The sequence below is a fragment of the Absicoccus intestinalis genome, from assembly GCF_033971885.1.
In the GTDB taxonomy this organism is placed as follows: domain Bacteria; phylum Bacillota_I; class Bacilli_A; order Erysipelotrichales; family Erysipelotrichaceae; genus Absicoccus; species Absicoccus intestinalis.
Window position 1 is genome coordinate 22,797 of record NZ_JALBUS010000009.1, and the last position, 24,429, is coordinate 47,225.

At 38.7% G+C, this 24,429-nt stretch carries 22 protein-coding genes; 16 read left to right on the top strand and 6 right to left on the bottom strand.

Annotated elements, in window-relative coordinates; genetic code table 11:
- The first annotated feature begins 174 nt into the window (after positions 1-174).
- From MOZ64_RS06875 to MOZ64_RS06930, 13 genes are all read left to right on the top strand, one after another.
- A complete protein-coding gene (locus MOZ64_RS06875; protein WP_320325845.1) occupies positions 175-1,236 on the top strand; it encodes a Fic family protein in 1,062 nt (353 codons plus the stop codon).
- A gap of 15 nt (positions 1,237-1,251) precedes the next feature.
- Positions 1,252-2,763 (top strand): class I SAM-dependent DNA methyltransferase, encoded by a 1,512-nt coding sequence (locus MOZ64_RS06880; protein ID WP_320325846.1) that lies wholly within the window; start codon positions 1,252-1,254, stop codon positions 2,761-2,763.
- An 18-nt stretch (positions 2,764-2,781) separates the two neighbouring features.
- Positions 2,782-3,879: a restriction endonuclease subunit S gene (locus MOZ64_RS06885; RefSeq protein ID WP_320325847.1), complete on the top strand. Its 1,098-nt coding sequence runs from the start codon at positions 2,782-2,784 to the stop codon at positions 3,877-3,879.
- Between the two features lie 59 nt (positions 3,880-3,938).
- Positions 3,939-4,907, top strand: coding sequence for a site-specific tyrosine recombinase/integron integrase (gene xerA, locus MOZ64_RS06890; RefSeq protein ID WP_320325848.1), 969 nt, complete (start codon positions 3,939-3,941; stop codon positions 4,905-4,907).
- Positions 4,908-4,937: 30 nt separating this feature from the next.
- Positions 4,938-6,056, top strand: coding sequence for a restriction endonuclease subunit S (locus MOZ64_RS06895; RefSeq protein ID WP_320325849.1), 1,119 nt, complete (start codon positions 4,938-4,940; stop codon positions 6,054-6,056).
- A gap of 67 nt (positions 6,057-6,123) precedes the next feature.
- Positions 6,124-9,432, top strand: coding sequence for a DEAD/DEAH box helicase family protein (locus MOZ64_RS06900; RefSeq protein WP_320325850.1), 3,309 nt, complete (start codon positions 6,124-6,126; stop codon positions 9,430-9,432).
- 148 nt (positions 9,433-9,580) lie between these two features.
- On the top strand, positions 9,581-10,303 hold the full coding sequence (locus MOZ64_RS06905) for a hypothetical protein (protein ID WP_320325851.1): 723 nt from the start codon (positions 9,581-9,583) through the stop codon (positions 10,301-10,303).
- Between the two features lie 271 nt (positions 10,304-10,574).
- Complete coding sequence (locus tag MOZ64_RS11615) at positions 10,575-10,829, top strand: AAA family ATPase (protein WP_370659465.1); 255 nt, start codon at positions 10,575-10,577, stop codon at positions 10,827-10,829.
- Positions 10,830-10,863: 34 nt separating this feature from the next.
- Positions 10,864-11,550, top strand: coding sequence for a DUF4143 domain-containing protein (locus tag MOZ64_RS06910; RefSeq protein ID WP_502547944.1), 687 nt, complete (start codon positions 10,864-10,866; stop codon positions 11,548-11,550).
- A gap of 240 nt (positions 11,551-11,790) precedes the next feature.
- Positions 11,791-12,243, top strand: a complete 453-nt coding sequence (locus tag MOZ64_RS06915) for a hypothetical protein (RefSeq protein ID WP_320325853.1) — start codon at positions 11,791-11,793, stop codon at positions 12,241-12,243.
- Between the two features lie 158 nt (positions 12,244-12,401).
- Complete coding sequence (locus MOZ64_RS06920; RefSeq protein ID WP_320325854.1) at positions 12,402-13,346, top strand: SIR2 family NAD-dependent protein deacylase; 945 nt, start codon at positions 12,402-12,404, stop codon at positions 13,344-13,346.
- A gap of 73 nt (positions 13,347-13,419) precedes the next feature.
- On the top strand, positions 13,420-14,220 hold the full coding sequence (locus MOZ64_RS06925; protein WP_320325855.1) for a protein-ADP-ribose hydrolase: 801 nt from the start codon (positions 13,420-13,422) through the stop codon (positions 14,218-14,220).
- A gap of 257 nt (positions 14,221-14,477) precedes the next feature.
- Positions 14,478-15,263: an ATP-grasp domain-containing protein gene (locus tag MOZ64_RS06930; protein WP_320325856.1), complete on the top strand. Its 786-nt coding sequence runs from the start codon at positions 14,478-14,480 to the stop codon at positions 15,261-15,263.
- Between the two features lie 15 nt (positions 15,264-15,278).
- Here MOZ64_RS06930 and MOZ64_RS06935 read toward each other — a convergent pair whose 3' ends face one another.
- Genes MOZ64_RS06935 through MOZ64_RS06945 form a run of 3 tightly spaced genes read right to left on the bottom strand, consistent with a single transcriptional unit; the run spans position 15,279 to position 17,352 of the window.
- A complete protein-coding gene (locus MOZ64_RS06935) occupies positions 15,279-16,187 on the bottom strand; it encodes a tetratricopeptide repeat protein (RefSeq protein WP_320325857.1) in 909 nt (302 codons plus the stop codon).
- A gap of 11 nt (positions 16,188-16,198) precedes the next feature.
- On the bottom strand, positions 16,199-16,591 hold the full coding sequence (locus MOZ64_RS06940) for an HIRAN domain-containing protein (protein WP_320325858.1): 393 nt from the start codon (positions 16,589-16,591) through the stop codon (positions 16,199-16,201).
- Entirely contained in the window at positions 16,576-17,352 is a 777-nt protein-coding gene (locus tag MOZ64_RS06945) for a J domain-containing protein (protein WP_320325859.1), read from the bottom strand. The genes MOZ64_RS06940 and MOZ64_RS06945 overlap by 16 nt, the downstream gene beginning before the upstream one ends.
- A 135-nt stretch (positions 17,353-17,487) precedes the next feature.
- On the opposite strand from MOZ64_RS06945, the gene MOZ64_RS06950 reads away from it, so the two are divergent.
- The 3 genes from MOZ64_RS06950 (at position 17,488) to MOZ64_RS06960 (ending at position 20,483) form a co-directional block, all read left to right on the top strand.
- Positions 17,488-18,135 (top strand): sugar phosphate isomerase/epimerase family protein, encoded by a 648-nt coding sequence (locus tag MOZ64_RS06950; RefSeq protein WP_320325860.1) that lies wholly within the window; start codon positions 17,488-17,490, stop codon positions 18,133-18,135.
- Between the two features lie 594 nt (positions 18,136-18,729).
- On the top strand, positions 18,730-19,809 hold the full coding sequence (locus MOZ64_RS06955) for an ABC transporter permease (protein WP_320325861.1): 1,080 nt from the start codon (positions 18,730-18,732) through the stop codon (positions 19,807-19,809).
- Positions 19,809-20,483, top strand: a complete 675-nt coding sequence (locus MOZ64_RS06960) for an ABC transporter ATP-binding protein (protein ID WP_320325862.1) — start codon at positions 19,809-19,811, stop codon at positions 20,481-20,483. The genes MOZ64_RS06955 and MOZ64_RS06960 overlap by 1 nt, the downstream gene beginning before the upstream one ends.
- 49 nt (positions 20,484-20,532) lie before the next feature.
- On the opposite strand, the gene MOZ64_RS06965 is transcribed toward MOZ64_RS06960, so the two are convergent.
- Genes MOZ64_RS06965 through MOZ64_RS06975 form a run of 3 tightly spaced genes read right to left on the bottom strand, consistent with a single transcriptional unit; the run spans position 20,533 to position 24,320 of the window.
- Positions 20,533-22,140, bottom strand: a complete 1,608-nt coding sequence (locus MOZ64_RS06965) for an ABC transporter ATP-binding protein (RefSeq protein WP_320325863.1) — start codon at positions 22,138-22,140, stop codon at positions 20,533-20,535.
- Complete coding sequence (locus MOZ64_RS06970) at positions 22,127-23,863, bottom strand: ABC transporter transmembrane domain-containing protein (protein ID WP_320325864.1); 1,737 nt, start codon at positions 23,861-23,863, stop codon at positions 22,127-22,129. The genes MOZ64_RS06965 and MOZ64_RS06970 overlap by 14 nt, the downstream gene beginning before the upstream one ends.
- Entirely contained in the window at positions 23,850-24,320 is a 471-nt protein-coding gene (locus MOZ64_RS06975; RefSeq protein ID WP_320325865.1) for a MarR family winged helix-turn-helix transcriptional regulator, read from the bottom strand. The genes MOZ64_RS06970 and MOZ64_RS06975 overlap by 14 nt, the downstream gene beginning before the upstream one ends.
- Positions 24,321-24,429 lie beyond the last annotated feature (109 nt).

Consider the following 24,429-nt stretch of genomic DNA (forward strand, 5'->3'; position numbering starts at 1 on the left):
GAGAAAAGCATATTTAATGTAGTGTTGGTAATACCGAATATAAGATGATCACAAGTCTTTTAATTTGATCATTTTTGTAATATTGATCATATTAAAAGACTTGTGATCAAGTGTAGCATATGATAAATTAAATATATCAAATATTTGAAAATGATTAAAATAGAGGCTTGAAATATGCATGATTTCTCCTTTCAGAATAAATGGACAAAACTGCTTACACCCCAAATTGTGAGTTATCTGACAACAATTCATGAGTACAAGGGAAGACAGGAACTTATCGCGACTAGGCATGCGGATATTCTGCAAAACCTAGTTGAAATTGCCAGAATTCAAAGCACGGAAAGTTCAAATAAAATCGAAGGTATTTACACCTCGGATGAGCGACTGAAAAAAATTGTCATGGATAAAACGACACCTCATTCCAGAGACGAATATGAAATTGCTGGATATCGGGATGTTCTGAATACGATCCATGAGAGCTATGAATACATTCCCATCAAGCCGGCTTTGTTACTGCAGCTTCATCGTGGCATGTACAAATTTGAAGAGACACGAATTGGTGGTAGATGGAAATCTACTGATAACATAATTGAGGAAATGGATGAAGATGGGAATCGAAAGGTGAGATTTCAGCCTGTTTCAGCATTTGAAACACCAGAGGCGTTGGAACAATTATGTCAGGCATATCAGGATATACTGGCAGATGTTCAGGTTGATCCGTTACTTATAATCCCGATGTTTATTCTTGATTTTTTGTGTATCCATCCATTTCTTGATGGAAACGGCAGAATGAGCAGGCTGCTTACACTGCTTTTGCTGTATAAAAATGGATATTTCGTTGGCAGGTATATCAGTATAGAGAAACTCATAGAGACAACAAAGGATCAATATTATGATGCACTGCAGGCAAGCTCGGCGGGGTGGCATGAAGGAAATAATGATTATATGCCATTCGTCGTATATATGCTTAGTGTCATAACAGCTGCTTATCGCGAGTTTATGGAACGCACGGAACTTGTGGAAGAACGGAAGGTTTCGAAACCAGACCGCATCGAAGAGATGATGCGTAAAAAATTAGGAACTTTTACGAAGACTGAGATACAAAAAGAATTTCCAAATATCGGTCAGGCAACGATACAGCGAACTCTATCCAAGCTTCAAAAGGAAAATAAGATTATTAAAATTGGCGGTGGCCGTTATACGAAGTACCGCTGGAACTGGGATAAAGAGGAGTGATTCTTGGAGGATGTCATGATTACAGGAGAACTGAAAAATAAAATCGATGCTTTATGGGAGATCTTCTGGACGGGAGGACTTACCAATCCGCTGGATGTCATTGAACAGATGACTTACCTTATGTTCATTCACGATCTGGATGACAGTGATAATCTGCATGCCAGAGAAAGTGCCATGTTGGGCCTTTCCTATGAAAGCATATTTGCAGGGGAAGTTAAGGTTGGAGACCATATGGTTGATGGATCGCAGCTTAAGTGGTCAGTTTTCCATGATTTCCCAGCACAGAAAATGTATTCTGTTATGCAGGAAATGGTCTTTCCGTTTATCAAAAATCTGCACGGAAATAAAGAGAGCGCCTATGCAAAATACATGCAGGATGCGATTTTCAAGATTCCGACACCTTTGATGCTTTCCAAGATCGTCGATGCGATGGATGAACTTTATAAGCAGATGAGCGGACTGAAAGATACAGATGCACGCGGAGATATTTATGAATATCTCCTATCCAAACTGGCAAATTCCGGTGTAAACGGACAGTTTAGGACCCCAAGGCACATTATCAAGATGATGGTTGAACTGATGCAGCCGGGACCGGATGAAGTCGTATGTGACCCCGCCTGTGGCACATCAGGTTTTTTGGTGGCTGTAGGGGAATATGAGAAGGAACATCATCGAGAAGAGATTTTCTTTGACCGAGTGAAAAAAGATCACTACATGAATCATATGTTTCATGGATATGACATGGATAGGACGATGCTCCGTATCGGTGCTATGAACATGATGACGCATGGGATTGATAATCCTTATATAGAATATCGTGACAGTCTGTCAGATCAGAACCCGGATCGGAATAAGTATACCTTGATTCTGGCCAATCCGCCGTTTAAGGGAAGCCTTGATTATGACATTGTTTCGACAGACCTTCTCAAGCTTTGCAAGACAAAGAAGACAGAATTACTCTTTGTGGATCTATTCATCCAGATGATGAAAGTGGGCGGTCGGTGTGCCTGCATCGTCCCGGATGGTGTGCTTTTTGGATCATCAAAAGCTCATAAGGCAATCCGCAAAGAGTTGGTCGAGAATCAAAGGCTAGAGGCTGTGATCTCCATGCCTTCAGGTGTATTTAAGCCATATGCAGGGGTATCTACCGGAATTCTGATATTCACAAAAACAAATCACGGCGGTACCGATAATGTCTGGTTCTATGACATGAAGGCAGATGGTTTTAGCTTGGATGACAAGAGAACGCCAATCGAAGAAAATGATATTCCGGATATCATGGAACGCTTCAGACATCGAGATCAGGAGATGAACCGTGAGCGTACGGAGCAGTCCTTTATGGTGCCGAAACAGGAGATCATAGATAAAGGATATGATTTGTCTATCAACAAGTACAAGAAAGTTGAATATAAACCGGTAGAATATCCGCCTACAAGCGAGATTTTGGCCAGTATCCGTAGCTTGGAAACTGAAATTACAAACGATCTGAAAGATCTAGAGAAGATGCTCGCTGATGAGACAAATTGATATTTGTGGGGGATGACGATGGAAAACATACTTTTAGAGGAATGTTGTGATATTTTGGATTCACGGCGAATTCCAATCACAGCATCTAAGAGAAAAAAGGGACCATATCCTTATTACGGGGCGAATGGTGTCCAGGATTATGTTGCCGATTATATATTTGATGATGAGCTTGTACTTTTGGCTGAGGATGGCGGAAACTTTGGATCAAAAGACAGACCGATTGCTTACCGTGTGTCAGGAAAATGCTGGGTAAACAACCATGCCCATGTCTTGAAGCCAAAATCGGGACTGGATGTGGACTACCTATGTTATTCATTGATGTTTTATGACACAAATGGTCTTGTAAATGGCGCAACAAGACAAAAGCTCACACAAGCAATGATGAGAAAAATGCTAATTCCGAAAAGGCATATAAATGAACAGCAAACAATTGTACGGAATCTTAACAAAATATGCCAGGTTAAGTGGTTAAGAGAGCAAGAACTTGAGCGCCTGGATACCCTCATCAAAGCCCGATTTGTCGAGCTTTTTGGGGATCCATCCTTGAATACAAAGGGGTACCCGGTAAAGAGCCTACCAGAGATTGCAGAATTTTGGAACGGTTTGACCTATAAACCAGAAGATGTAGCTAACAAGGGCACTATTGTACTTAGATCAAGTAATATCCAAAATGCACAATTGGATTTTGCAGATACTGTTAGGGTTATATGCAAGATAGGCGAAAAGAAATATGTTCAAGACAATGATATTTTAATGTGTTCAAGAAATGGCAGTGCAAGGCTGGTCGGAAAGGTTGCACTCATAAAAAATATAGAAGAACCGATGAGTTTTGGGGCATTTATGATGATAATAAGAAGTCATTATTATCCATATCTTATGACATATTTTCAGTTACCAGCATTTAGAGCGCAGATTAAAACAGGAGCAACGACGACAATAAATCAGATAACAGGTAGAATGCTTAACAATGTTAAGGTACCAGTTCCGAAAGAACCAGAACTTGAGAGCTTTATATCTTTTATGGAACAAGTCGACAAATCAAAAGTTGCCGTTCAGGCAGCATTAGATAAAACACAACTGTTATTCGACAGTTTGATGCAACAATATTTTGGGTAATCTATGTGGCTGTAGGCTGGTGAAGGATGATGGTATACAACAAAAAGGAGTATATCATCATGGAAGAAAAACTGGTAAAGATTTTAAATGAAATGGCGGAGTACCTGAGCGTTCCCCAAATGAAAAAATTGCAGGAGGTGCTATTAGAAAACTTAACTGAAGAGACTATCCAGAAAGAGAACATAGAAAACAGTGAATATTTGAAGTTTTTTTTAGATGCAAAACGGATCGAGGGGTGTTCAGAACGAACGCTGCAGTATTACAAAGTCACGGTTGATCACATGCTGGAGAAGATCAGCACACCTATCCGCAAAATAACTACGGATGAGATTCGAACCTACCTGGTGGAGTATCAGCAACGTGGCGGATGCAGCAAAGTAACAATCGACAATATCAGGCGTAACATATCCAGCTTCTTTTCATGGCTGGAGGAAGAAGATTATATCCTGAAAAGTCCAATGCGCCGTATTCATAAGATTAAAACAAAAACCGTGGTGAAAGAGGTAATCTCGGATGAAAGCATGGAGAAAATGCGGGATGCATGTGAGGAAGTAAGAGATCTTGCCATTATCGATCTTCTCTATTCTACGGGAATCCGTGTAGGAGAACTGGTTCGTTTGAATATCGCGGATGTAAATATGGAGCAGAGAGAGTGTGTTGTATTCGGAAAAGGAGATAAAGAACGCCGAGTTTATTTTGATGCAAAAGCAAAGATCCATCTGATGGAATATCTTGCATCAAGAACGGATGATAATCCAGCTCTGTTTGTATCCTTGGATGGTAGGCATAAGCGGCTTAAAATTAGCGGAGTGGAGATCAGGTTAAGGCAATTGGGAAGGAAACTCTCCCTGGATCGAATTCATCCACATAAGTTCAGACGAACTATGGCAACCAGAGCCATAGACAAAGGCATGCCCATAGAGCAGGTACAGAAGCTTCTGGGACATTCTCAAATCGATACTACGATGCAATATGCGATCGTGAATCAGAATAACGTCAAGAACTCACATCAGAGATACATAGCCTAAAAGGCAAATTGATATTTGTGGGGGATGACGATGGAAAACATACTTTTAGAGGAATGTTGTGATATTTTGGATTCACGGCGAATTCCAATCACAGCATCTAAGAGAAAAAAGGGACCATATCCTTATTACGGGGCGAATGGTGTCCAGGATTATGTTGCCGATTATATATTTGATGATGAGCTTGTACTTTTGGCTGAGGATGGCGGAAACTTTGGATCAAAAGACAGACCGATTGCTTACCGTGTGTCAGGAAAATGCTGGGTAAACAACCATGCCCATGTCTTGAAGCCAAAATCGGGACTGGATGTGGACTACCTATGTTATTCATTGATGTTTTATGACACAAATGGTCTTGTAAATGGCGCAACAAGACAAAAGCTCACACAAGCAATGATGAGAAAAATGCTAATTCCGAAAAGGCATATAAATGAACAGCAAACAATTGTACGGAATCTTAACAAAATATGCCAGGTTAAGTGGTTAAGAGAGCAAGAACTTGAGCGCCTGGATACCCTCATCAAAGCCCGATTTGTCGAGATGTTTGGAGAGCCTATTGCAAATCCTATGGGTTGGACTGTTAAACGACTAAAAGATGTATCGGTGTTGATTACGAATGGAAACACACCAAAAGGTGGTAGTAAAAACTACGTTGAGAGCGGAATAACATTTCTGCGCAGTCAAAATGTATGGAGAAACCGAATAGAGTTGGATGATGTTGCTTTTATAGACGCAGAAACACATGAAAGTATGAAAAAGAGTAGCCTTCACCATGATGATATTCTGATTACAAAAACAGGACGAATAAATACAGAGAATAGTAGTCTGGGCCGAGCAGCGTTATTCAAAGGAGCGGATGATTCAGCAAATATTAATGGGCATGTATATCTTGTTCGGTTAGATGGCTCTATAGTTCCTGAATTTGTGGTCACTATTCTAACTGGGGAAGCGTATAGGAAATATATCCGAAAAGTGTGCGTTGGTGGAATTGATAAACGGCAGATTAATGTGGATCAGGTAGAAGATTTCCCAATTATCATTCCACCGTATGAACGGCAAAAGATGTTCGCGGCTTTCGCCGCTCAAGTCGACAAATCAAAAGTTGCCGCTCAAATTCATTGGATGAAACACGGCTGTTATTTGACAGCTTAATGTAAAAACATTACGGATGAAATCAATAACTGATAAGAATAAGTGCCGGAGAAAGGAGATGGTGTAAATGACAAACTTTGATTATCTTAATTCAGAATCGCAATTCCATACATTTGCACCAGTGGCAATATCTGCGGAGAAGATTGCAGCACTTGATCCGTCTGCCAGCATTATCAATTGTCGTCGGGCAATGGAATTTGCTGTTAAATGGATGTATTCCGTGGATAAGGCTCTTGTGATGCCATATCAGGATAATCTGGTTACACTCCTTCATACAGAAGAATTTAAAGACCTGATGGATGACAGTCTATGGCGGCGTCTTGATTTTATCCGTCGAATGGGAAATCAGGTGGCTCATACTGGAAAGCCGGCGACACTGGATCAGGCCAAATTATGCCTGAAGGATTTGTTTCTTTTCATGGATTTTGTCTCCTATTGCTATGCAGAAAATTATCAGGAACGTAAGTATAATGAATTGCTGTTGGAACAGCCTGTGCAGATCCCAGAAGCTGTAAGGGATTCTAAGGGTGAATCAGATGCAACTGAAGTTGACCTGAGAGCGCTGATTGAAGAAAACAAGGCAATGAAAGAGGAGCTAACAAAGCGTCGGGAAGAGCAGGCTCCGGTTTATGTCACAAAGCCGCTTGATCTCTCTGAATTCAAAACCAGAAAGATTTATATCGACTGCATGCTTGTGGATGCTGGTTGGACAGAAGGAAAAGACTGGCTTAATGAAGTTGAACTTGATGGGATGCCGAATGTTTCCGACAAGGGGTATGCAGACTATGTGCTCTATGATAATGCACATCGTCCGCTTGCGGTCATTGAAGCAAAGCGTACGTGCGTAGATGTGTCCAAAGGACGTCAGCAGGCAAAACTATATGCCGATATTCTGGAGAAGCAGTATCACAGGCGACCGGTTGTATTCCTGACGAACGGCTTTAATACAAGAATTGTCGATGGACAGTATCCGGAGCGACAGTGTGCCACTATCTGGTCAAAACGTGATCTTGAGAAATGGTTTAATCTTTGGTCCATGCGGACAAGTCTCCGAAATGTAGTTGTCGATAAGCAGATCGCGGGACGGTACTATCAGGAAGCGGCTATCAAAGCAGTCTGCGACAGCCTTGATAACAAGAACCGCCGGAAAGCACTGCTTGTCATGGCGACCGGTTCGGGTAAGACAAGAACTGTCATAGCACTGTGTAAAGTGTTGATGAATGCCGGATGGATCCGCAACATTCTCTTTCTTGCAGACAGAACGTCACTTGTCGTGCAGGCGAAACGAAATTTCGTAAATCTTTTGCCGGATCTTTCCTGCAGCAATATTACGGAAGAAAAGAATAATTACGATGCACACTGTATCTTTTCCACCTATCAGACCATGATCAATCTGATTGATGAAGCAAAGGATGAAGAAGGTAAAATATTCTCCTGTGGCCATTTTGATCTAGTGATCTGTGATGAGGCACACCGTTCCATCTACAATAAATACAGAGACATCTTCAATTACTTCGATGCACCGCTTGTTGGTCTGACGGCAACACCGAAAGATGAGATCGATAAGAATACCTATGAAGTCTTTGACCTTGAAAATGGTGTACCGACTTATGGATATGAGCTTGCACAGGCAGTAAAGGATGGATATCTAGTTGATTTTCAGTCTGTTGAGACAACACTTAAATTTATTGATCAGGGCATTGTTTACGATGAATTATCTGATGAAGAAAAAGAAGAATACGAGGAAGATTTTATTGATAAAGATGGAAATCTTCCGGATTCTATTGGCTCTTCTGCATTAAATACATGGATCTTTAATGAGGATACAATCCGGAAAGTCCTGCAGACTGTCATGACACAAGGCTTGAAGATTGATTACGGTGAAAAAATCGGTAAGACGATTATCTTTGCCAAAAATCACGCTCATGCAGAAAAGATCCTGGAAGTGTTCCATAAGGAATACCCGCATCTGTTGGATGATTTTGCCAAAGTAATTGATAATCGGATCAATTATGCACAGAGCGCAATTGATGAGTTCAGCGATCCGCGGAAATTGCCACAAATTGCCATTTCGGTTGATATGCTGGATACAGGTATTGATGTCCCTGAGATCCTGAACCTTGTATTCTTCAAAAAGGTAATGAGCAAGGCAAAGTTTTGGCAGATGATCGGACGTGGGACAAGACTCTGTCCAGGACTTATGGATGGCAAAGATAAAGATAAGTTCTATATCTTTGATTTTTGCGGGAACTTTGAATTCTTCCGGATGAACAAGGGCAAGCCTTCCGCTAATCAAATCGCGTTGCAGGGTGCGGTCTTTAACCTGGAATTTCAAATTGCCTACAAGCTACAGACATTGGAAAATCAGACGAAGAGATTAAAAACATATCGGAATAAGCTTGTTGAGGTAATGTGCAGTAAGGTATCGGAATTAAACCGGGAGAATTTTGCAGTTCGGCAGCATATCAAGTATGTAGATCTTTACTCCAAACCTGAGGGGTATCAATCGTTATCTTATGAAGATACGCTGATTATCCAGAATGAGCTTGCTCCGTTGATTCTGCCAGATTCTGACCCAGCAAGCAGCGTCCGTTTCGATGCGCTAATGTTCGGAATAGAACTGGCATATCTTTCAGGAGAAAAGTATGCAAGAGCCCGTAAAGATCTCCTGAAACACGTTAGAGCGCTGGCTGATATTGCCAACATTCCAGCTATTCAGGGTAAGTCTGAGTTGATTCGACAGATTCTCCATACGGATTATCTGGAGAATGCCAGTATTGATGAGTTTGAAAAGATACGGCAGGAACTGCGTGGTCTGATGGTTTACATACACACGCCATCTGTACGATATGATACGAATTTTACCGATGATATTTTGAATATGGAAGTCCATGAATCTGAATTGGATTATGGGGAACTTGCCAATTATAAGGCAAAGGCGGAATACTATGTCCGAACTCATCAAGATATGATCACGATTGCGAAGCTGAAAACCAATAAGCCATTAACGGCAGACGATGTCGAGATTCTGGAAGAAGTGCTTTGGAGTGAGGTTGGCACCAAAGAAGAATATGAACAGGAATATGGCGATAAACCTCTTGGTGAATTTGTTCGCAGCATCGTCGGTCTTGATATGAATGCGGCAAAGGAGGCATTCTCAGCATACCTAAATAACGTCAATCTTGACAGTCGTCAGATTTATTTCGTCAATCAGATCGTAGAGTATATTGTTCACAATGGAATGATGAAAGACCTCTCCGTTCTACAGGAAGCACCATTTACAGATCGCGGAAGCATTGTTGAAATCTTCCCGGACCTGAATGTGTGGATGGGGATTCGGAAAGTAATTGATCAGATTAATGTAAATGCAGCATAACTATACTAGGGGAATATGTAAGAATTTCTTGTCCAATGCTGATCTCATGTATCAGGGTAAGATATATAATACCTTGCTAATACAATGAAAAGAAAGCAATATTAGAGAGAAGGACAGAGGTTCATTGGAATTTATCTAAGGAGCTAGAATGGAAAATAAGGAAGAATTAAATAATTTAGGAATAAGTTATTTATCAGAAATCGAGAAAGAGAAAAGGACATTAAGTAATTATCCAATTATTGATACTGGAAAAACACCAAAAGAGAATTTAAACGTGAATTGCTTACCATTATTATCGGAGGACGATCAAAATTCCGATTTATCGCTGATGTATGGATCATTATTGTTAACTTTAGATAGTACAAATGAATTGATTGTTGATTATTGCGATACATGGAAATTAATAGCCAGAGAAAACAGCATGGTTATGATTTATAATACGTATTATTATAGAAAAGAATTTACGATAGGAGCATATATTATTGCAGACATAAGATATTTTATAGATATGATTATCTCACTTACGTGGTATTTAAAAAATTCCAGAAAGTGTAAATTGGCTGTTTCAAGTATAGGCGAGTATGTAAATAAGAAGGATCGTAAATTTGATGATTATGATCAATTTATTCCATTCATGAAAAAAACAAATGATATATCGAATGCATATAAACATTCTGTACCCAATACTATAAGAAATCTTATTGGTAAGAATGAACCTTGTATTTTTGCAAAGTATTCGAAAAAAAATAAAGATATATTTCATCCAGTATTAATTGAGATTGCCCTATCAGAATATATCAATCAATTTCAGGAATTTTTTGATTATTCAAAATGTAAGATATCAGAATTATCAATTGGAACAACAGAATAGAACAAATCAGTTGTGGTATCCGTTGTCCTATCGTATTTTAATTGTTTAAATTTGAGAATGCCGATAGGGTTAATAACTGATGATTGATCAATTGACTGACGAATAACCTTACTGGTTGCAATCGTTGGGTACAACTTGGGTATATCAGCTTTGAAATTAAGTGGGCAAGATAGAAAAGAGGATGTTAAAACATTTTGAAAGCGAATATTGTTCATAGTAAAATGAATATTCGCTCATGTTTTTGTTGGATATGTAATAAAATACGATCATAATTTTTGATGAGATACAAGCTTTACCTGATATTACGACCACATTGAAGTTCTTTTGTCTGGACGGGCGTTTTGATGTGATTTGTAGCGGATCTTTATTAGGAATACATTATCGACAAATTGAAAGCAACAGTGTTGGATATAAATTCGATATGAATATGTTTTCTTTAGATTTTGAAGAGTTTCTATGGGCAAAGGGATATGGCGATGAAATAGTTCAAGATTTATTAAATCATGTAGCTGGAAAAATCGTTTAGTGAACTAGAAATGTCTTTATATTCAAATTTGTTCATGGACTTTTGTGTGTTGGGAGGAATGCCAGAAGTGGTTCAAAACTATATTGAAAAGGGAACATTTGAAGGATCGTTACAGACACAGCGACAACTGATAGAAGACTACAAAGAGGATATTCGAAAATATGCCTATGGACTTGATCAAGGTCGTATACTGAACGTTTATAATCATATTCCTGTACAACTTTCCAAAGAGAATAAAAAGTTTCAGATTTCAAAAGTTTCTCATGGTACACGATTTAAAGATTATGTAGGATGTGTTGAATGGCTTAAATTATATTTTTCAGATGTTGGTTTATTCGTCGCATCGCTTGATGATGAATCACAAGAAGATTTATGGGTGAATAGGAATTTTGGCGTTTATAAAGGGGCTCTTTATGAAAATATTCTTGCAGAAGCATTCTACAAAAGCGGTTTACCTTTGTATTACTATAAAAAAGAAAACTCCACATTGGAAGAAGATTTCTTTGTACGAACGATGCATGATTTGATTAGGGTAGAAGTTAAGGCAAAAAAAGGAACATCTAAATCTTTACAGACTTTGATTCAAAGTGACCGATATTCAGATAGTAATAGGGGAATCAAAATTACATCTCAAAATATCGGATATAGCAATTCGATTATGACGATTCCTTATTTTTGTGCATTCTTATTAAAACGGTTTTTAAAGACATGGAATGAGTGAAAAAGATAAAGGACCAGATGGATGAAAACTGGTTCTTTTTTGGTTGATGTATAAAATTTATAAGAAGGTAACGAACCATTGGATTGACAGGGTCTTGTTTGCATGTTAATTAAAAATTAATAAATAAATCAATTTTAATGAATAGAGGAAAGCAAGATGAGACCGGTAGTTAATCATTTCGTTTTAGGAATTCTTTTTGCATCAATCATAGTCCTTTTTGATTTATGGGCAAGAAATAGGATGGATAAAAAGAAAAGATTTATCATTAAATGTTTGCTTGCTGGAATCTTTGGAACTGTGATCATTCTTTCAACGATGCGAATGAATCCACCGGTTTATGCCACCATTAAAGAGGATACCATCGTATTTCAGCCGGATGAGCGTATCAAATTTTCAAAGATTGAAAGCATAAAATATTTTGAAGATACCAAAATAGAACTGGTATCGAATGGCTTTCGATGGGGCAGCGATGATTATTTTTCTGGAGATGCCAATATTCGTTTTTTGAATACCAATGGAACGGAAAAGGAATCTGTATATAAGTGTAAGGCTTATTTGCATAGTCGTTCCAATGATTACATTCTGATCGAACTCAAAAATTCAACACGATCGTATGTGTTTAATTTTGATGACGAGAAGGAAACAAAAAAGTTTTATGATCGAATGGATTCGTTTTATAAAAGTTCAGAATAAGAAAAGGAAAGCCTATTATGATTTGTTTGGAGATTAAATGTAATAAAAATATTGACAACAAATATCATTGGATGATATAGTGCATCTGCAACATGAAATACAAGTTATTACAATTAGACGAATATAATGGTGTTTTCGATGGGAAAGGAGTGTTGTTCATGTATTATTTTGATACGGATCGAATGATGAGCGAGGGATTAAAAGTTAGTTTTGATCATAAGATTGAAATATTAAAGGAACAACTAGAATGTGCAGATGCGATCGTGATTGGTGCAGGAAGCGGGCTTTCTACTTCTGCTGGATATACCTATGCAGGCCAACGATTCCATCAATATTTTGATGATTTTTATAAGACGTATGGCATTTCCGATATGTATTCGGGAGGTTTTTATCCTTTCGATCATCTCGAATTATTTTGGGGATTTTGGTGTCGTCAAATCTGGGTGAATCGCTATGCCCCTATTCCTTCCAATTTGTATCAAAAACTCTATGCGATCGTAAAAGAGAAAGAGTATTTTGTTTTGACAACGAATGTAGATCATTGTTTTCAAAGAAGCGGTTTTGATAAACAACGACTGTATTATACACAAGGTGATTATGGATTGTTTCAAAGCAGTCATCCACAAAATGCATCGCTTCATAAGACGTATGATAATTATGAGAGCATCCGTCAAATGATCGAAGCGCAGGGATTTACGATCGGTCCAAAAGGAGAGTTGATTTCACCAACAAACAAAGAAGTGAGCATGTACATTCCGACTGAATTGATACCTGTGTGTGAAGATGATGGCCAGTGGATGACGACCAATTTACGCATCGACAATTCCTTTGTGGAAGATGAAGGATGGCATCAAGCATCGAATCGATATCACGCCTTTTTAACGAAACATGAGGGAGCCCATATTCTCTATTTGGAGTTGGGTGTAGGAATGAATACCCCGGTTATTATCAAGTATCCCTTCTGGCAGTATACAAAGGAGAATCCGCATGCTTTCTATGCCTGCCTCAACAAAGGGGAGGCCTATTGTCCACAGGAGATAGCAAACCGGTCCATATGTATTGATGGGGATATCGGAGCAGTATTGCAGAAGCTTACGACTTAGCCGTTTTGGAAGACACAGTAGACAATTCATAGTATCGATTGAAAAGTAAACATTATTTGAAAGGAGGATGGATTTGACCAATTTTGAAAAGATAGAAGCACTTCACTATTTGATTCAATGCTTGATTGAAGAAATGCCACAATATGGAGGATATACACTTCCAACCGATCTACAGCCGGCATTTGATTTATATCGTGCCCTATGTAATGTTCGTATGCCGGCCACTCATACATTGCCCGATCGTTTCTATAAGGAACAAGCAGAAGTATTGAAAAGTATGACTGAAGAGAAAGGAATCACGGAAGTATCGAATCTTTTGCCTACGCCATTGGATCCACGCTTGATTCTTTGGCAAGGGGATATCACTACCCTTCGTATAGATGCCATCGTAAATGCAGCCAATGCACAAATGCTAGGTTGTTTTTCTCCACTTCATGGTTGTATTGATAATATCATTCATACGATGGCTGGTGTGGAACTACGTGAGAAGTGTTATCAGATCATGGAAGCACAAGGACAGGAAGAACCAACGGGTCAGGCCAAGATCACACCGGGATATAACTTACCCGCAAAATATGTGATCCATACAGTCGGTCCTATTGTATCCAATAGACTAACAAAGAAGGATAAAAAACTTCTTAGCTCGTGCTATTGGAATAGTCTGGACCTTGCAGCAGAGCATGGCTGTGAAAATATCGCTTTCTGTTGCATTTCGACTGGTGTGTTCATGTTTCCGCAAGACAAAGCAGCAAAGATTGCGGTAAAGACGGTAAAAGAATGGTTGGATGCACATCCAGAAACAACCATACATCAAGTTGTATTTAATGTATTCAAAGATCGTGATAAAGAAATATACAGTCAATTGTTGTTATGAGAAATTCATGTAAATAGTAATTGAAAACTGATCAATTATTGAATAAATTGCTATTCATAATAGATCAGTTTTTTTATTGTTTTATTCCTACAAAGAAGGAGAACGGACAATGATCTTGACGAGCTTCAAAAGGACAAAAAATAGGATTACAAACCGATTTTTTGCATATGTTGTTGACAAACCGTATCATAAAAATATCGAATCTATCTAAAAGAATTTCAAAGTGACCGATTGATGATAGAGGAAAGGGTGAAAATATGAAAGTGTATGTGAAATGCAAGGTCAATCCCAATTCTGGTTTATGGATTGGACATAGTGAAAACTTTACAAAAGCCATCTATGGATTTAGTGAGTTAGGTGCTGAAATTGTACCTTATCGAAGTCTAGATGATATATATGATACGATCACAAAAGAAGATATCGTGATTGATTATATTGCGCAATGCGAAACGGTATTTCATAAATTTGGATATGATCATATGCATGTAGATGACTATCCAGCTTGTCTACAACCATATTTAGGAAGACGAATCTGGAAAGATACGATCAATGCAATCGCAACCGATCCTGAAAAATGGTCAGCAGGCTGGTTTGTAAAACCAATAAGATCCAAGGCTTTTACGGGAAAAGTCATTCATTCGATCCAAGATCTGGTTGGGTGTGGAAACTATAGCGAAGACTATGATGTATTATGTAGTGAAGCCATGGATATTCGGCGAGAATGGCGATGTTTTATTTACTATGATGAGATTTACGATATTCGACCATATAAAGGCGATTATCATTACACATACGATCCCACTGTTTTGGATCAAATGATGGATGCTTTTCGAAATTGGAAGCAACGCCCTATGGCTTGTGCCATGGATGTTGGAGTCACAAAAGACCATCAAACCATCCTTATTGAGTGTAACGATGCATATGCGCTTGGCTCCTATGGCTTGGTTGATTTTCGCTATGCCAAAATGATATCGGCACGATGGGCACAAATCTTAGAGCGAGAAGATATATTTGATTTTCGCGCCAATGGGAAAGAAAGATAAGAGAGACGAGATCTCTTATCTTTTTGTTATGTTTGAAATTTGATGGGCAATACCACGTAATACATGTCCATCAATGGTTGCTTTTTTAAGAAAATCATCAATGGAACAATACCAATTGTCTTGAAAAGAAATGACGGTATGATGGTCTTTTTGTTGTGCATGGACTTCATAAGGAGCACCTGCATACGTAAATGAAACGGCGCTATCTTTTTTTAGTAACCATATTAAATCATAGATATCAAGAATTTCCTGACCAGTATGTGGAAGCATATCTATGATTTGGTGCATCAATAAAAGGTCATCTGGATTTTTTGATTGTTGTAACCGCCTTGGTAAAAAGGCTCGTGCTTCTTGAAGTAGTTCTTCACATATCGTTTTGATGGAGGGGTCCTTTGTTTCTGAAAATATGGAAGCAATCAGTAATTTGGCTTCAGGAACAGGTGCAAACCAACTGCTTTGTCTGTGGACCACTGTTTCGGTCAACTGAAAAACGGATTCTGTATACCTTGTGTCAGTGCTTGGCGAATCATTGAACTGATAGATACAAGCAAGTTTCAACCATTGGGCTTGCAAATTCGATTCAAATTCAGCTGCTTGATTGGCATATTGATAGGCTTTTTGATAATTTGGCATTCCATCATGGCCATAATAATAAAATTTGCCAAGACAAGTTTGAGCTAAATTTTTGGACAAATCATCATATTGATCAATTAAAATCTCATAATATTTTTTTGCTTGAGGATAATATTCATTGTCGTAATAAAAGGAGGCTAAGTTGAATAATACGATATCACGATCCGGGGTATCGCGATCGGCATATATATAAAATTCGGATGCTTCAATAAAAGCATCTTTTTCAAATTGTGTAGGGTTGTCTTTTGCGTTATATTCTTTGAATATTTTCCATGCTTGTTCTGTATTCATGTTGGGTGCCTCTAAAAATCGATAAGCGAAATGGCGATTTGAATGTATGTGAAAGTATGTTTTTGACTGATTTTTATGATTGTAGCTGATAGTAGCTTGCCGGCATCCATCAATCGAGAAAACACTACATTATCTTTTTCGGGAATATATCCAAGTTTTTTTCCATCACAAGTTAAAACGAGTATTGCATTTTCATCAAAACGATTTTGTTCCCGTTGTAAATGTAAGGTATCACCGATTTTGATTTGTTGAAAAACACTTGGCTCAGTGATATGCGATGTACCGGCAATATAGGTATCAAATAAGTGAATTTCACGAGTTAATGGCTTTATGATCTCATCTAAAGAATTTTCGCTCGCTATTGTTGCTAATTGTTGATTTAACTTGCTTAGTTCGTTTGCCATGGTTCTTTTACCTTGTTATTTGTTATTATTTTTTCAAACACTTTCTGTAATTCTTCTTTGTATTGGGAATAAATTTTTATTTCTTCTTTTAATTCATTCACTTTTTCTTCTTTTAAATCATCATTCTCAAGGATCGTATGATATTGATAGGGATCACTTGAAATAATTGTTGGGATCTCATCTTGTAAAGCGTGAATTTTTTCTTGAATATTTGGCACTTCGAGGGAAAGAGAGGAATGATCCATTTCGATTTGATGCATGAGGAATTCTAGCTCTTCTAACCTAGATAAATCATTGGCATGATAGGCATCCACGATTTGTGACCATAACTCTTTGTATCGTAGATCATTGACAAATTCTGGATGCAAATCTGGATGGACTTGTTTCGCAAGTTGGCGATATTTCTGTTTTACAGCTAAGACGGTGGCCTCGCTAGATACTTTGCACTGCATAGCCATGGAAGTTTTTTCATACATTTCATGCAACTGTTTTTGATAAGCTTGCATCACTTGTTTTGTATATTGGTCTACTTCATCCATGGAAAGTTCTTTTCCTTGATTTAGAGCGGCTTGATAGAATGCAATCTGCTTTTTGAGTCGGATACATGCTATTTTTGCTGCAAAGGCTTCGTTGATTAAAAGCCCAAACGTTCGAATGTAGGCCAATTGTATCGAAGCCGCATCCTTACGAAGCGCATCGCGTTCAAACAATAGCTTTTCATATTGATCGTTTAGAGAATCTTGTATAGAAATGATGGACATAAAAATCTCCTTGTATAAATAGTATAGCAAGGAAATAAACGAAAGCATAAGATAGCTCAAGTTTTGAAGAAAAAAGCTAGAAATCGTGTAGCTGACATTATCACTGTGTAGTGATTTGTTAGTCATTTTCCTATCTTGTATTTGGATATCGTAACAAGAAATGGGACAGGAGACATCAAAACCCATCTGCATGCTTTAGAAAATGCCTGCCAAATCGCGCATGCATTGCATTGTTTAACCATTCGCATATTTCCTTTCCGTTGGCCCGATAATCGAAAAGGTCCTTTTGGGACCAAGGAAGATATGGATCGAATCATTCCGAATATCAAAAGAGCTATAGAAATTGCGAAATCTTATCAAGTCACGCTGGTGTTAGAAAACTGTCCATATTCTCACTTGCCTAAAGGGGAAATGACGCTACAAGTTGTACGAGCCCTTCAAAGTTCCTATCTCAAACTACTATGGGATCCAGCCAATTCCTATCGCGCTATCCCAGCCAATGTGCCAAAGGAATATATGCATTGGAATCTAAAGGAAGAATTAGAACATATGGCTCCTTATATAGGACATATACATATCAAGGATTATCGCTATGATGCGTCTAGCCCCAAACCATTTCTGCATGTTCCTGTTGGCAAGGGAGATATTCCTTATTCTGATTTATTAACGAGTTTGTGTGAAAATGGATATACAGGCAGCTTATCTTTAGAACCGGAAGTAGATGGGAAAGGAAGCATAGAATGTATGCGTGTATTAAAAAAGATGGTCAACAATGTATCCTAGCCAAGTAAGAATATCGTTTAGGACGATGTTCTTTTTCTTTGTGTTGGTCTTAAGCAACGAGAGATGATATGAAAAGTTTGATGACAGATTTTCTGGTTTCTTTTTACGAGTTATAGAATCATTTTGTATGCAAAGGAAACAAAAGACATATTTTTCAGGTGGTATATGGAAATTGTTTTAAATGTACCCATTCCATGTTTACAAATAAACAATTTTGACATATTAGGATTTGGACTTTTTGCTTTATCTATTTTACATCGCAATCAAAAGAATCAATGGTTTTCCTTTTGATTGCGAGTGGTTTTGCCCATCTTTGTAAATGGGATGGATCGTACGTAATGGGTATTTTTATTTGTTTTGTGATACAGCAATAAATCTGTAGATGTTTCTGTATGTATAATACGTGGTAGAAAGATGAAATATTTTCTGTTTGTTTTATCCGTGTCATTTTGTTTGCTTTCAGAATTATCTAGGATGCAGGTTATTCGAAGCTTTTTTTTATGGCTTGTTTGTTGCATTTATTGAGAATGCGCGTATAATCACAGATAGATTTGAACAAATCATATTTGATAAAATATAAATAGGAGGAAACGTATGCGACTTGCATGGAAAGAATTGAAATATAATTGGCGAAGATATGCATTGATCAGTATCATCGTTTTATTGATGATGTTTATGGTCTTATCTCTTTCGGGTTTGGTCAATGGCTTAGGAAGAGCCGTATCTTCGAGTGTTGAAAGCTTGGATGCTCAATCCTTTGTATTGAGTGATGACTCTGAAAAATTATTGACCGTATCCAATCTTTCTGACCGTCAATACCAAGAAATAACGAAACAAACCAAAGGAAAGACTACATCACTGGATGTTTTGCGAACCTATATTCAAACAGCAAATAGTGATGAAAAGAAGGATGCTGTCTATTTTGCCATTGATCCCCATAGTTTCTTATCCCCATCCAATCAACTAGCCAAAAGTAAAGCTGAAAATCCAGTTGTATTGGATGATGCATTTCAAGAAGATGGCATTCAAGTAGGGGATCACATCAAAGATGCTTCGACGGGAGTTGTGATGAGTGTATGTGGGTTTGTGTCGGATCAGATGTATGGACATGTATCCGTTATTTATATGTCGTCGGATACTTATGCATCCATCATGAAAAAAGTAAATCCTCAAGCATATGTGAAATCGTATCATGCAATCGCCGTACAATCGAATACACCAAAAATCAATGTAGATGGTACGGCTGTCTATTCTAAATCGGAGATCATCAACAGCATTCCTGGCTATCGTGCGGAACAAAGTACGATCACCATGGTCATTTGGATGTTAGTGATCATTACAGCGGTGATCATTGGTATCTTCTTTTATGTGATCAATCTCCAAAAAGAAAAAGAATTTGGAGTATTAAAAGCAATTGGTACATCCATGCGTCAATTAAGACAATTTATTCTTTGCCAAGTCTTGTTGATTGCCTCATTTGGCGCTATTCTTGCCGCGATATTGACGCAAATTCTGTCCTATGTCTTACCATCAAGCATGCCATTTTATCTCAATGGACGAGCAGAAATCACGATTTTACTTGCGTTTGTATTGATTTCTTTAGTGGGTGGCTTGGTATCGGTTCGACGCGTGGCAAAAATTGATCCGGCGATGATCATTGGAGGTGACAACTAATGCAAAACCAAAAACAGTCAACGATCCTAGAAATTTCACATGTATCTATGAGTTATCAAGATGGCCAAAAGAAAAGACAAATTCTCCAAGATGTGAATGTATCGATCCATGCTGGTGAATTTGTCGCGATTGTCGGGCCTTCTGGCTGTGGCAAAAGTACCTTTTTGAATATTGCCGGAATGATGCTTTCTGGCGATACAGGAAAAGTCATATTGCGTGGAGAAGATCTTTCTATGAAGAAAAAGCAAGATTGGACAGCCATTCGACGCGATCATATTGGTTTTATTTTTCAAAATCATCAATTGTTACCATTTCTTACGGCACGTGAACAATTGGATGTGGTAAAAAAAGCCAATCCAGAAAAGGTAGAACAATTGGCACAAGAATTAGATTTGACCAAGATCATGGACCATTATCCATCCCAAATGTCGGGTGGAGAACGTCAACGCGTCGCTTTGGCACGAGCTTTTATTACAGATCCAGATGTGATCTTAGCCGATGAACCAACCGCTTCTTTGGATTCTCAACGAGGCAGACAAGCCGTCAAGATGATTGCGATGGAAGTGCACAAACGAAACAAAGCAGCCATCATGGTTACCCATGATTCACGTGTTCTTGATTTAGTAGATATCGTTTATCAAATGGAAGATGGAAAATTGAAACAAGTCGGATGAATGGATTCCCTTCATCAAAAAAGTACGGTAATACGAGTTACCGTGCTTTTTATTTGATTTCAATGATTCGCGCTGGACCAATACTTTGGGAAAGCCGATGCGATATGGATAGGACAGTTCGACCTTTACTTGAGGCACGCAAAGCCGAAAGGATACGATCTTCTGTCTGGGCATCTAAGTTCGCGGTAATTTCATCCAATAAAAGGATCGAAGGATTGGAAACGATGGCCCGGGCAATCGCAAGCAGTTGGAGTTGTCCTTTTGAAAATAAATCTTCATCCATAGGCGTATCCAAACCATGAGGTAAGTTTTCAATGGTTTGTTCGAATCCTAAAAGAAGAAGGGCTTTGTTGATTTCTTCATCTTTATAGGATGCATACAATGTGATTTGATCCCGAACCGTTCCAGGAACGGAGGTAAAGTCTTGTTCAACCAATCCAAATACATTTCGTCTTTCTTCCGGTTTTAGAGCGACAGGACAATAGCCGGCAAGAGAAATATGGCCTGCATCAGGGTTGTATAGACCCGTCAATAATCGAAAGATCGTGGATTTACCAGCTCCGGTCCGACCTACAAATGTCACATGTTCACCAGGATGGATCGTAAAAGATAAATTCTGAAAGACAGGTTTTTCAGGATCATACCCAAATGTGACATGGTCAAAGCAGATGTCGTTATTTTTTATGGTTGTATTGACTTCTGGATGCCAGTCGGTTTCATTCAAAAAAGTTTGAATGTGATGAATCGCTGCACTCGCAGCTTGCATGTTCTGAATTTCCATACCAATATTTTCCAGGGGTGAAAAAATATTGGCCACATAAGCAATCATAGCTACGGCCGATCCAACGGATAGACCAAAAAGGGAACGATATCCACTCGCCGCAAAGATCATCATGATTGCCGTAACAATGGCTTGTGTGATCAAGATGACAGGGGAATAGATACTATCAATGATATTTCCTTGATCGATGGCTTGATAGCTTTCTTGAATATATTTGTCATAGGTGTTTTCCATATATTTTTCGGCATGAAAACCATGGATCATGCGCATACATCGAATCGTCTCGGGGACTTGGCTGTTTACACGAGCAATGGCTTTTCGATTGGCCAATTGGGCTTTATTCATTTTTTTCTGTGCCCATCGCGTAAAAAAATACAAAAATGGTGTGATGACCAGAAGCAATAGTCCCAGACCTTTCGAACGCGTAAAGATGACGATAAAAATGGCAATGAGCTTGAAACAATCGGCAATCATGCTTACGATCCCATCGCTATACAAAACATCAATGGCATCTCCATCATTGGTAAAGATGGATTCGATTTCACCGGCTTTATGGGCATGAAAATATTGTGGTGATAGTCGTGAAAGCTTTTGGCAAAGAGCCGATCGAATCGCATGGGTCATTTTCTGACCAAAAATGGTAATACAAGCATTTTGTAGCGATTCAAAAATATCGGCAAGAACGATACATAAGAAATACGAAAGTGCAAGGAGGAAGGATATGGATCGTTGATTCCCAAGACGGTTGACAATGCGTTCCAGAACCAAAGGAGGAAGCAAAGAAGTGAAAACAGAACAACCAATTACCACGATCAAAAGAATCATCCATTTCTTGTTTTGTTTCATGAATGTTTGTACGATCTTATTCATTGTCATTCGAATCTTCTCCTTTCCTTTGTTGCATAAACAATTTTCGATATCCAGCTTCTTGTTTCAACATGTCGTCGTGAGACAGAAACGTACTTGTATGATCGTGTAAATAAAGAACATGAGAAAAAGAGGGAAAATGATAAAGACGATGTGAAATGAAAAGAATGGTATGATGGGGAAAAGTCTGACGAATATTTTTTAATATGTTTGTTTCCGTTGCTTGATCGACAGCGGCAAAGGGATCATCCAATAGAAGGATGGGTTTGGCATGGGCCAACGTACGAGCCAGTGCCAGTCTTGCTTGTTGACCACTCGACAACATCGATCCTGCATCTCCAATTCGATCCGAAACCAAACGATCCATTTGTTTGAGATCTTGATCCAGATTGGTCATTTTCAAATAGGTAGTGGCACATAGATCACGACCTAGACAAATATTCTCTTCAAAAGAAACCGAAAGCAGTTGGGGTTCATGGCCCATATAGGAAATCGCAGAACGCTTTTCTTCTTCACTCATATCGCGTAATTCTTTTCCATTGCACGTGATGGAACCGGTATAATCGATTTCATCGATCAATACTTTTCCGAGTGAACTTTTGCCACTGGCCACTTCGCCTGTAATACCAATGATCTCGCCGGGTCTGGCAATAAATTGAATATCGTGTAAGAGCGAACCAATGGACACATGATTGAAAGATACAGTCATGGGACAAAAAGGTACCGTATCGATGGAATCGTCCTCTTCGATGGGTTCTCTCATCAAAGGTTGAATGCGTTTCCAGGAAACTTCTGCTTTTTGCACGGCATTAAAAAGCTTTGCGGCATGGCTGGTCTTGACGGCTAGTTTTGTGAAACAAGAAAGAAAAGTCGTAAAAGCTGCAATGTTCCAGACAGTCCAACCCGTTCCATTTACATTTTTCCCACCAAAGTAAATGATCATGAGGGTGCCAAGCATGGCAATGGCATCATACAAAGGGGTTAAAGCCCCTTCATAAAGATTGGCTTTCGCACTTTTGACTTCATAATCACTTAACACTTTTTCATAGGCCTCATCCCGATTTTGTTCACGTCCATATACCCGATAGGTAAGACTATTTTCGATACGATCCATGGTCAAAGCACTTAAAGAAGAAGCACTTTTTTTATAAGCAATATTGGCTGCAGTGACTCTATGTTTCATTTGATTGGCAACAACGTACGCAATCGGAGCAAACAAACAACATAAAATGGCTAGCTTCCAATCGTAATGAAGCAAAAGACATGTATAAGCAATCAAAACAACTCCTGTATCAAAGAGTTCAGTCGTAAATTTACGAATGCCTTCGGCACACACATCGACATCGGCAATCGCATTGGTCAAAAGCGAGCCCATATCCTTTTCTTTTGGCTTGTGTGTGTGAACAAGCGAGTTGTAGAGACTTCGACGCATGGCCCGACTGATATCATTCGCAAATCTTCGTACGCCAAACCGTTTGATGGCTCTGGCTAGTTGTACTAAGGCAATGACCAATATATAGAAAAGGGCCAATCGTAACATATCTTGCCAAGTCGCTTTGGCTTTGGTGATGTCATAGAGACATTGAGCCAATTGACCTTCAAAATAGGGCCCTGCCATCAGTCCAACATTATAGAGTAGACCGGATATCGTTACGATGATAAGCATTGGTATTTCAAATCGAAAATACGTACGAATTTGGTTGGGATGTTTTAATAATTTATCTGTTTTCATGATCGTTCACAACTTTCTGAACATGCGAAAATCCCCCTTTGGACTCCGCTTTGTTTCGAAGATATAATCGATGAAGAAGGGTATAAAACGTCTGCTTTTCGTTTTCATCCAAACATTGAACCAGCCAATCGTAATAGAGATTTTCAATTTCAACCTTGGAAAGTTTCAAACGCTCCACTTTATCGGATGCATACAATTTCCAGTTTCGTTTATCTTTTTCATCTTGTTTCCGAATCAAATAGCCCTTTGCTTCCAGAGATGCCGTTCGTCGAGCACAAGCGCCTTTATCCAATCCGAGAATTTCGCGTATCCCTTTTTGGTTAATTCCCGGATTGTGACGGATCACATGGATGAAATCGAATTCTGCAGTTCCAATGCCTTCGGCCTTCATGGTCTTTACGGTAAATTTCGATACTTCTCTGGCAATTTTGGTGATTTCTCTCATTTCTTCACTCATAGGAATCTCCTTAATAGATGTACTATCAACTAAATAGATGATAGTACATCTATTAGATAAGCGCAATGGGATTGGATAAAGAAACGGAGGATGGAAAGAAATGATTTAA

Excerpts from the sequence above, each read along its gene's own strand:
- MOZ64_RS06960 (WP_320325862.1), top strand. The coding sequence starts at position 19,809 with ATGCAAAACCAAAAACAGTCAACGATCCTAGAAATTTCACATGTATCT.
- MOZ64_RS06885 (WP_320325847.1), top strand. The coding sequence starts at position 2,782 with ATGGAAAACATACTTTTAGAGGAATGTTGTGATATTTTGGATTCACGG.
- MOZ64_RS06975 (WP_320325865.1), bottom strand. The coding sequence starts at position 24,320 with ATGAGTGAAGAAATGAGAGAAATCACCAAAATTGCCAGAGAAGTATCG.
- MOZ64_RS06940 (WP_320325858.1), bottom strand. The coding sequence starts at position 16,591 with ATGGCAAACGAACTAAGCAAGTTAAATCAACAATTAGCAACAATAGCG.
- MOZ64_RS06900 (WP_320325850.1), top strand. The coding sequence starts at position 6,124 with ATGACAAACTTTGATTATCTTAATTCAGAATCGCAATTCCATACATTT.
- MOZ64_RS06920 (WP_320325854.1), top strand. The coding sequence starts at position 12,402 with ATGTATTATTTTGATACGGATCGAATGATGAGCGAGGGATTAAAAGTT.
- MOZ64_RS06945 (WP_320325859.1), bottom strand. The coding sequence starts at position 17,352 with ATGTCCATCATTTCTATACAAGATTCTCTAAACGATCAATATGAAAAG.
- MOZ64_RS06910 (WP_502547944.1), top strand. The coding sequence starts at position 10,864 with ATGGACTTTTGTGTGTTGGGAGGAATGCCAGAAGTGGTTCAAAACTAT.
- MOZ64_RS06935 (WP_320325857.1), bottom strand. The coding sequence starts at position 16,187 with ATGAATACAGAACAAGCATGGAAAATATTCAAAGAATATAACGCAAAA.
- MOZ64_RS06955 (WP_320325861.1), top strand. The coding sequence starts at position 18,730 with ATGCGACTTGCATGGAAAGAATTGAAATATAATTGGCGAAGATATGCA.
- MOZ64_RS06915 (WP_320325853.1), top strand. The coding sequence starts at position 11,791 with ATGGATAAAAAGAAAAGATTTATCATTAAATGTTTGCTTGCTGGAATC.
- MOZ64_RS06880 (WP_320325846.1), top strand. The coding sequence starts at position 1,252 with ATGATTACAGGAGAACTGAAAAATAAAATCGATGCTTTATGGGAGATC.
- MOZ64_RS06930 (WP_320325856.1), top strand. The coding sequence starts at position 14,478 with ATGAAAGTGTATGTGAAATGCAAGGTCAATCCCAATTCTGGTTTATGG.
- MOZ64_RS06965 (WP_320325863.1), bottom strand. The coding sequence starts at position 22,140 with ATGACAATGAATAAGATCGTACAAACATTCATGAAACAAAACAAGAAA.
- MOZ64_RS06905 (WP_320325851.1), top strand. The coding sequence starts at position 9,581 with ATGGAAAATAAGGAAGAATTAAATAATTTAGGAATAAGTTATTTATCA.
- MOZ64_RS06970 (WP_320325864.1), bottom strand. The coding sequence starts at position 23,863 with ATGAAAACAGATAAATTATTAAAACATCCCAACCAAATTCGTACGTAT.
- MOZ64_RS06875 (WP_320325845.1), top strand. The coding sequence starts at position 175 with ATGCATGATTTCTCCTTTCAGAATAAATGGACAAAACTGCTTACACCC.
- xerA (WP_320325848.1), top strand. The coding sequence starts at position 3,939 with ATGGAAGAAAAACTGGTAAAGATTTTAAATGAAATGGCGGAGTACCTG.
- MOZ64_RS06895 (WP_320325849.1), top strand. The coding sequence starts at position 4,938 with ATGGAAAACATACTTTTAGAGGAATGTTGTGATATTTTGGATTCACGG.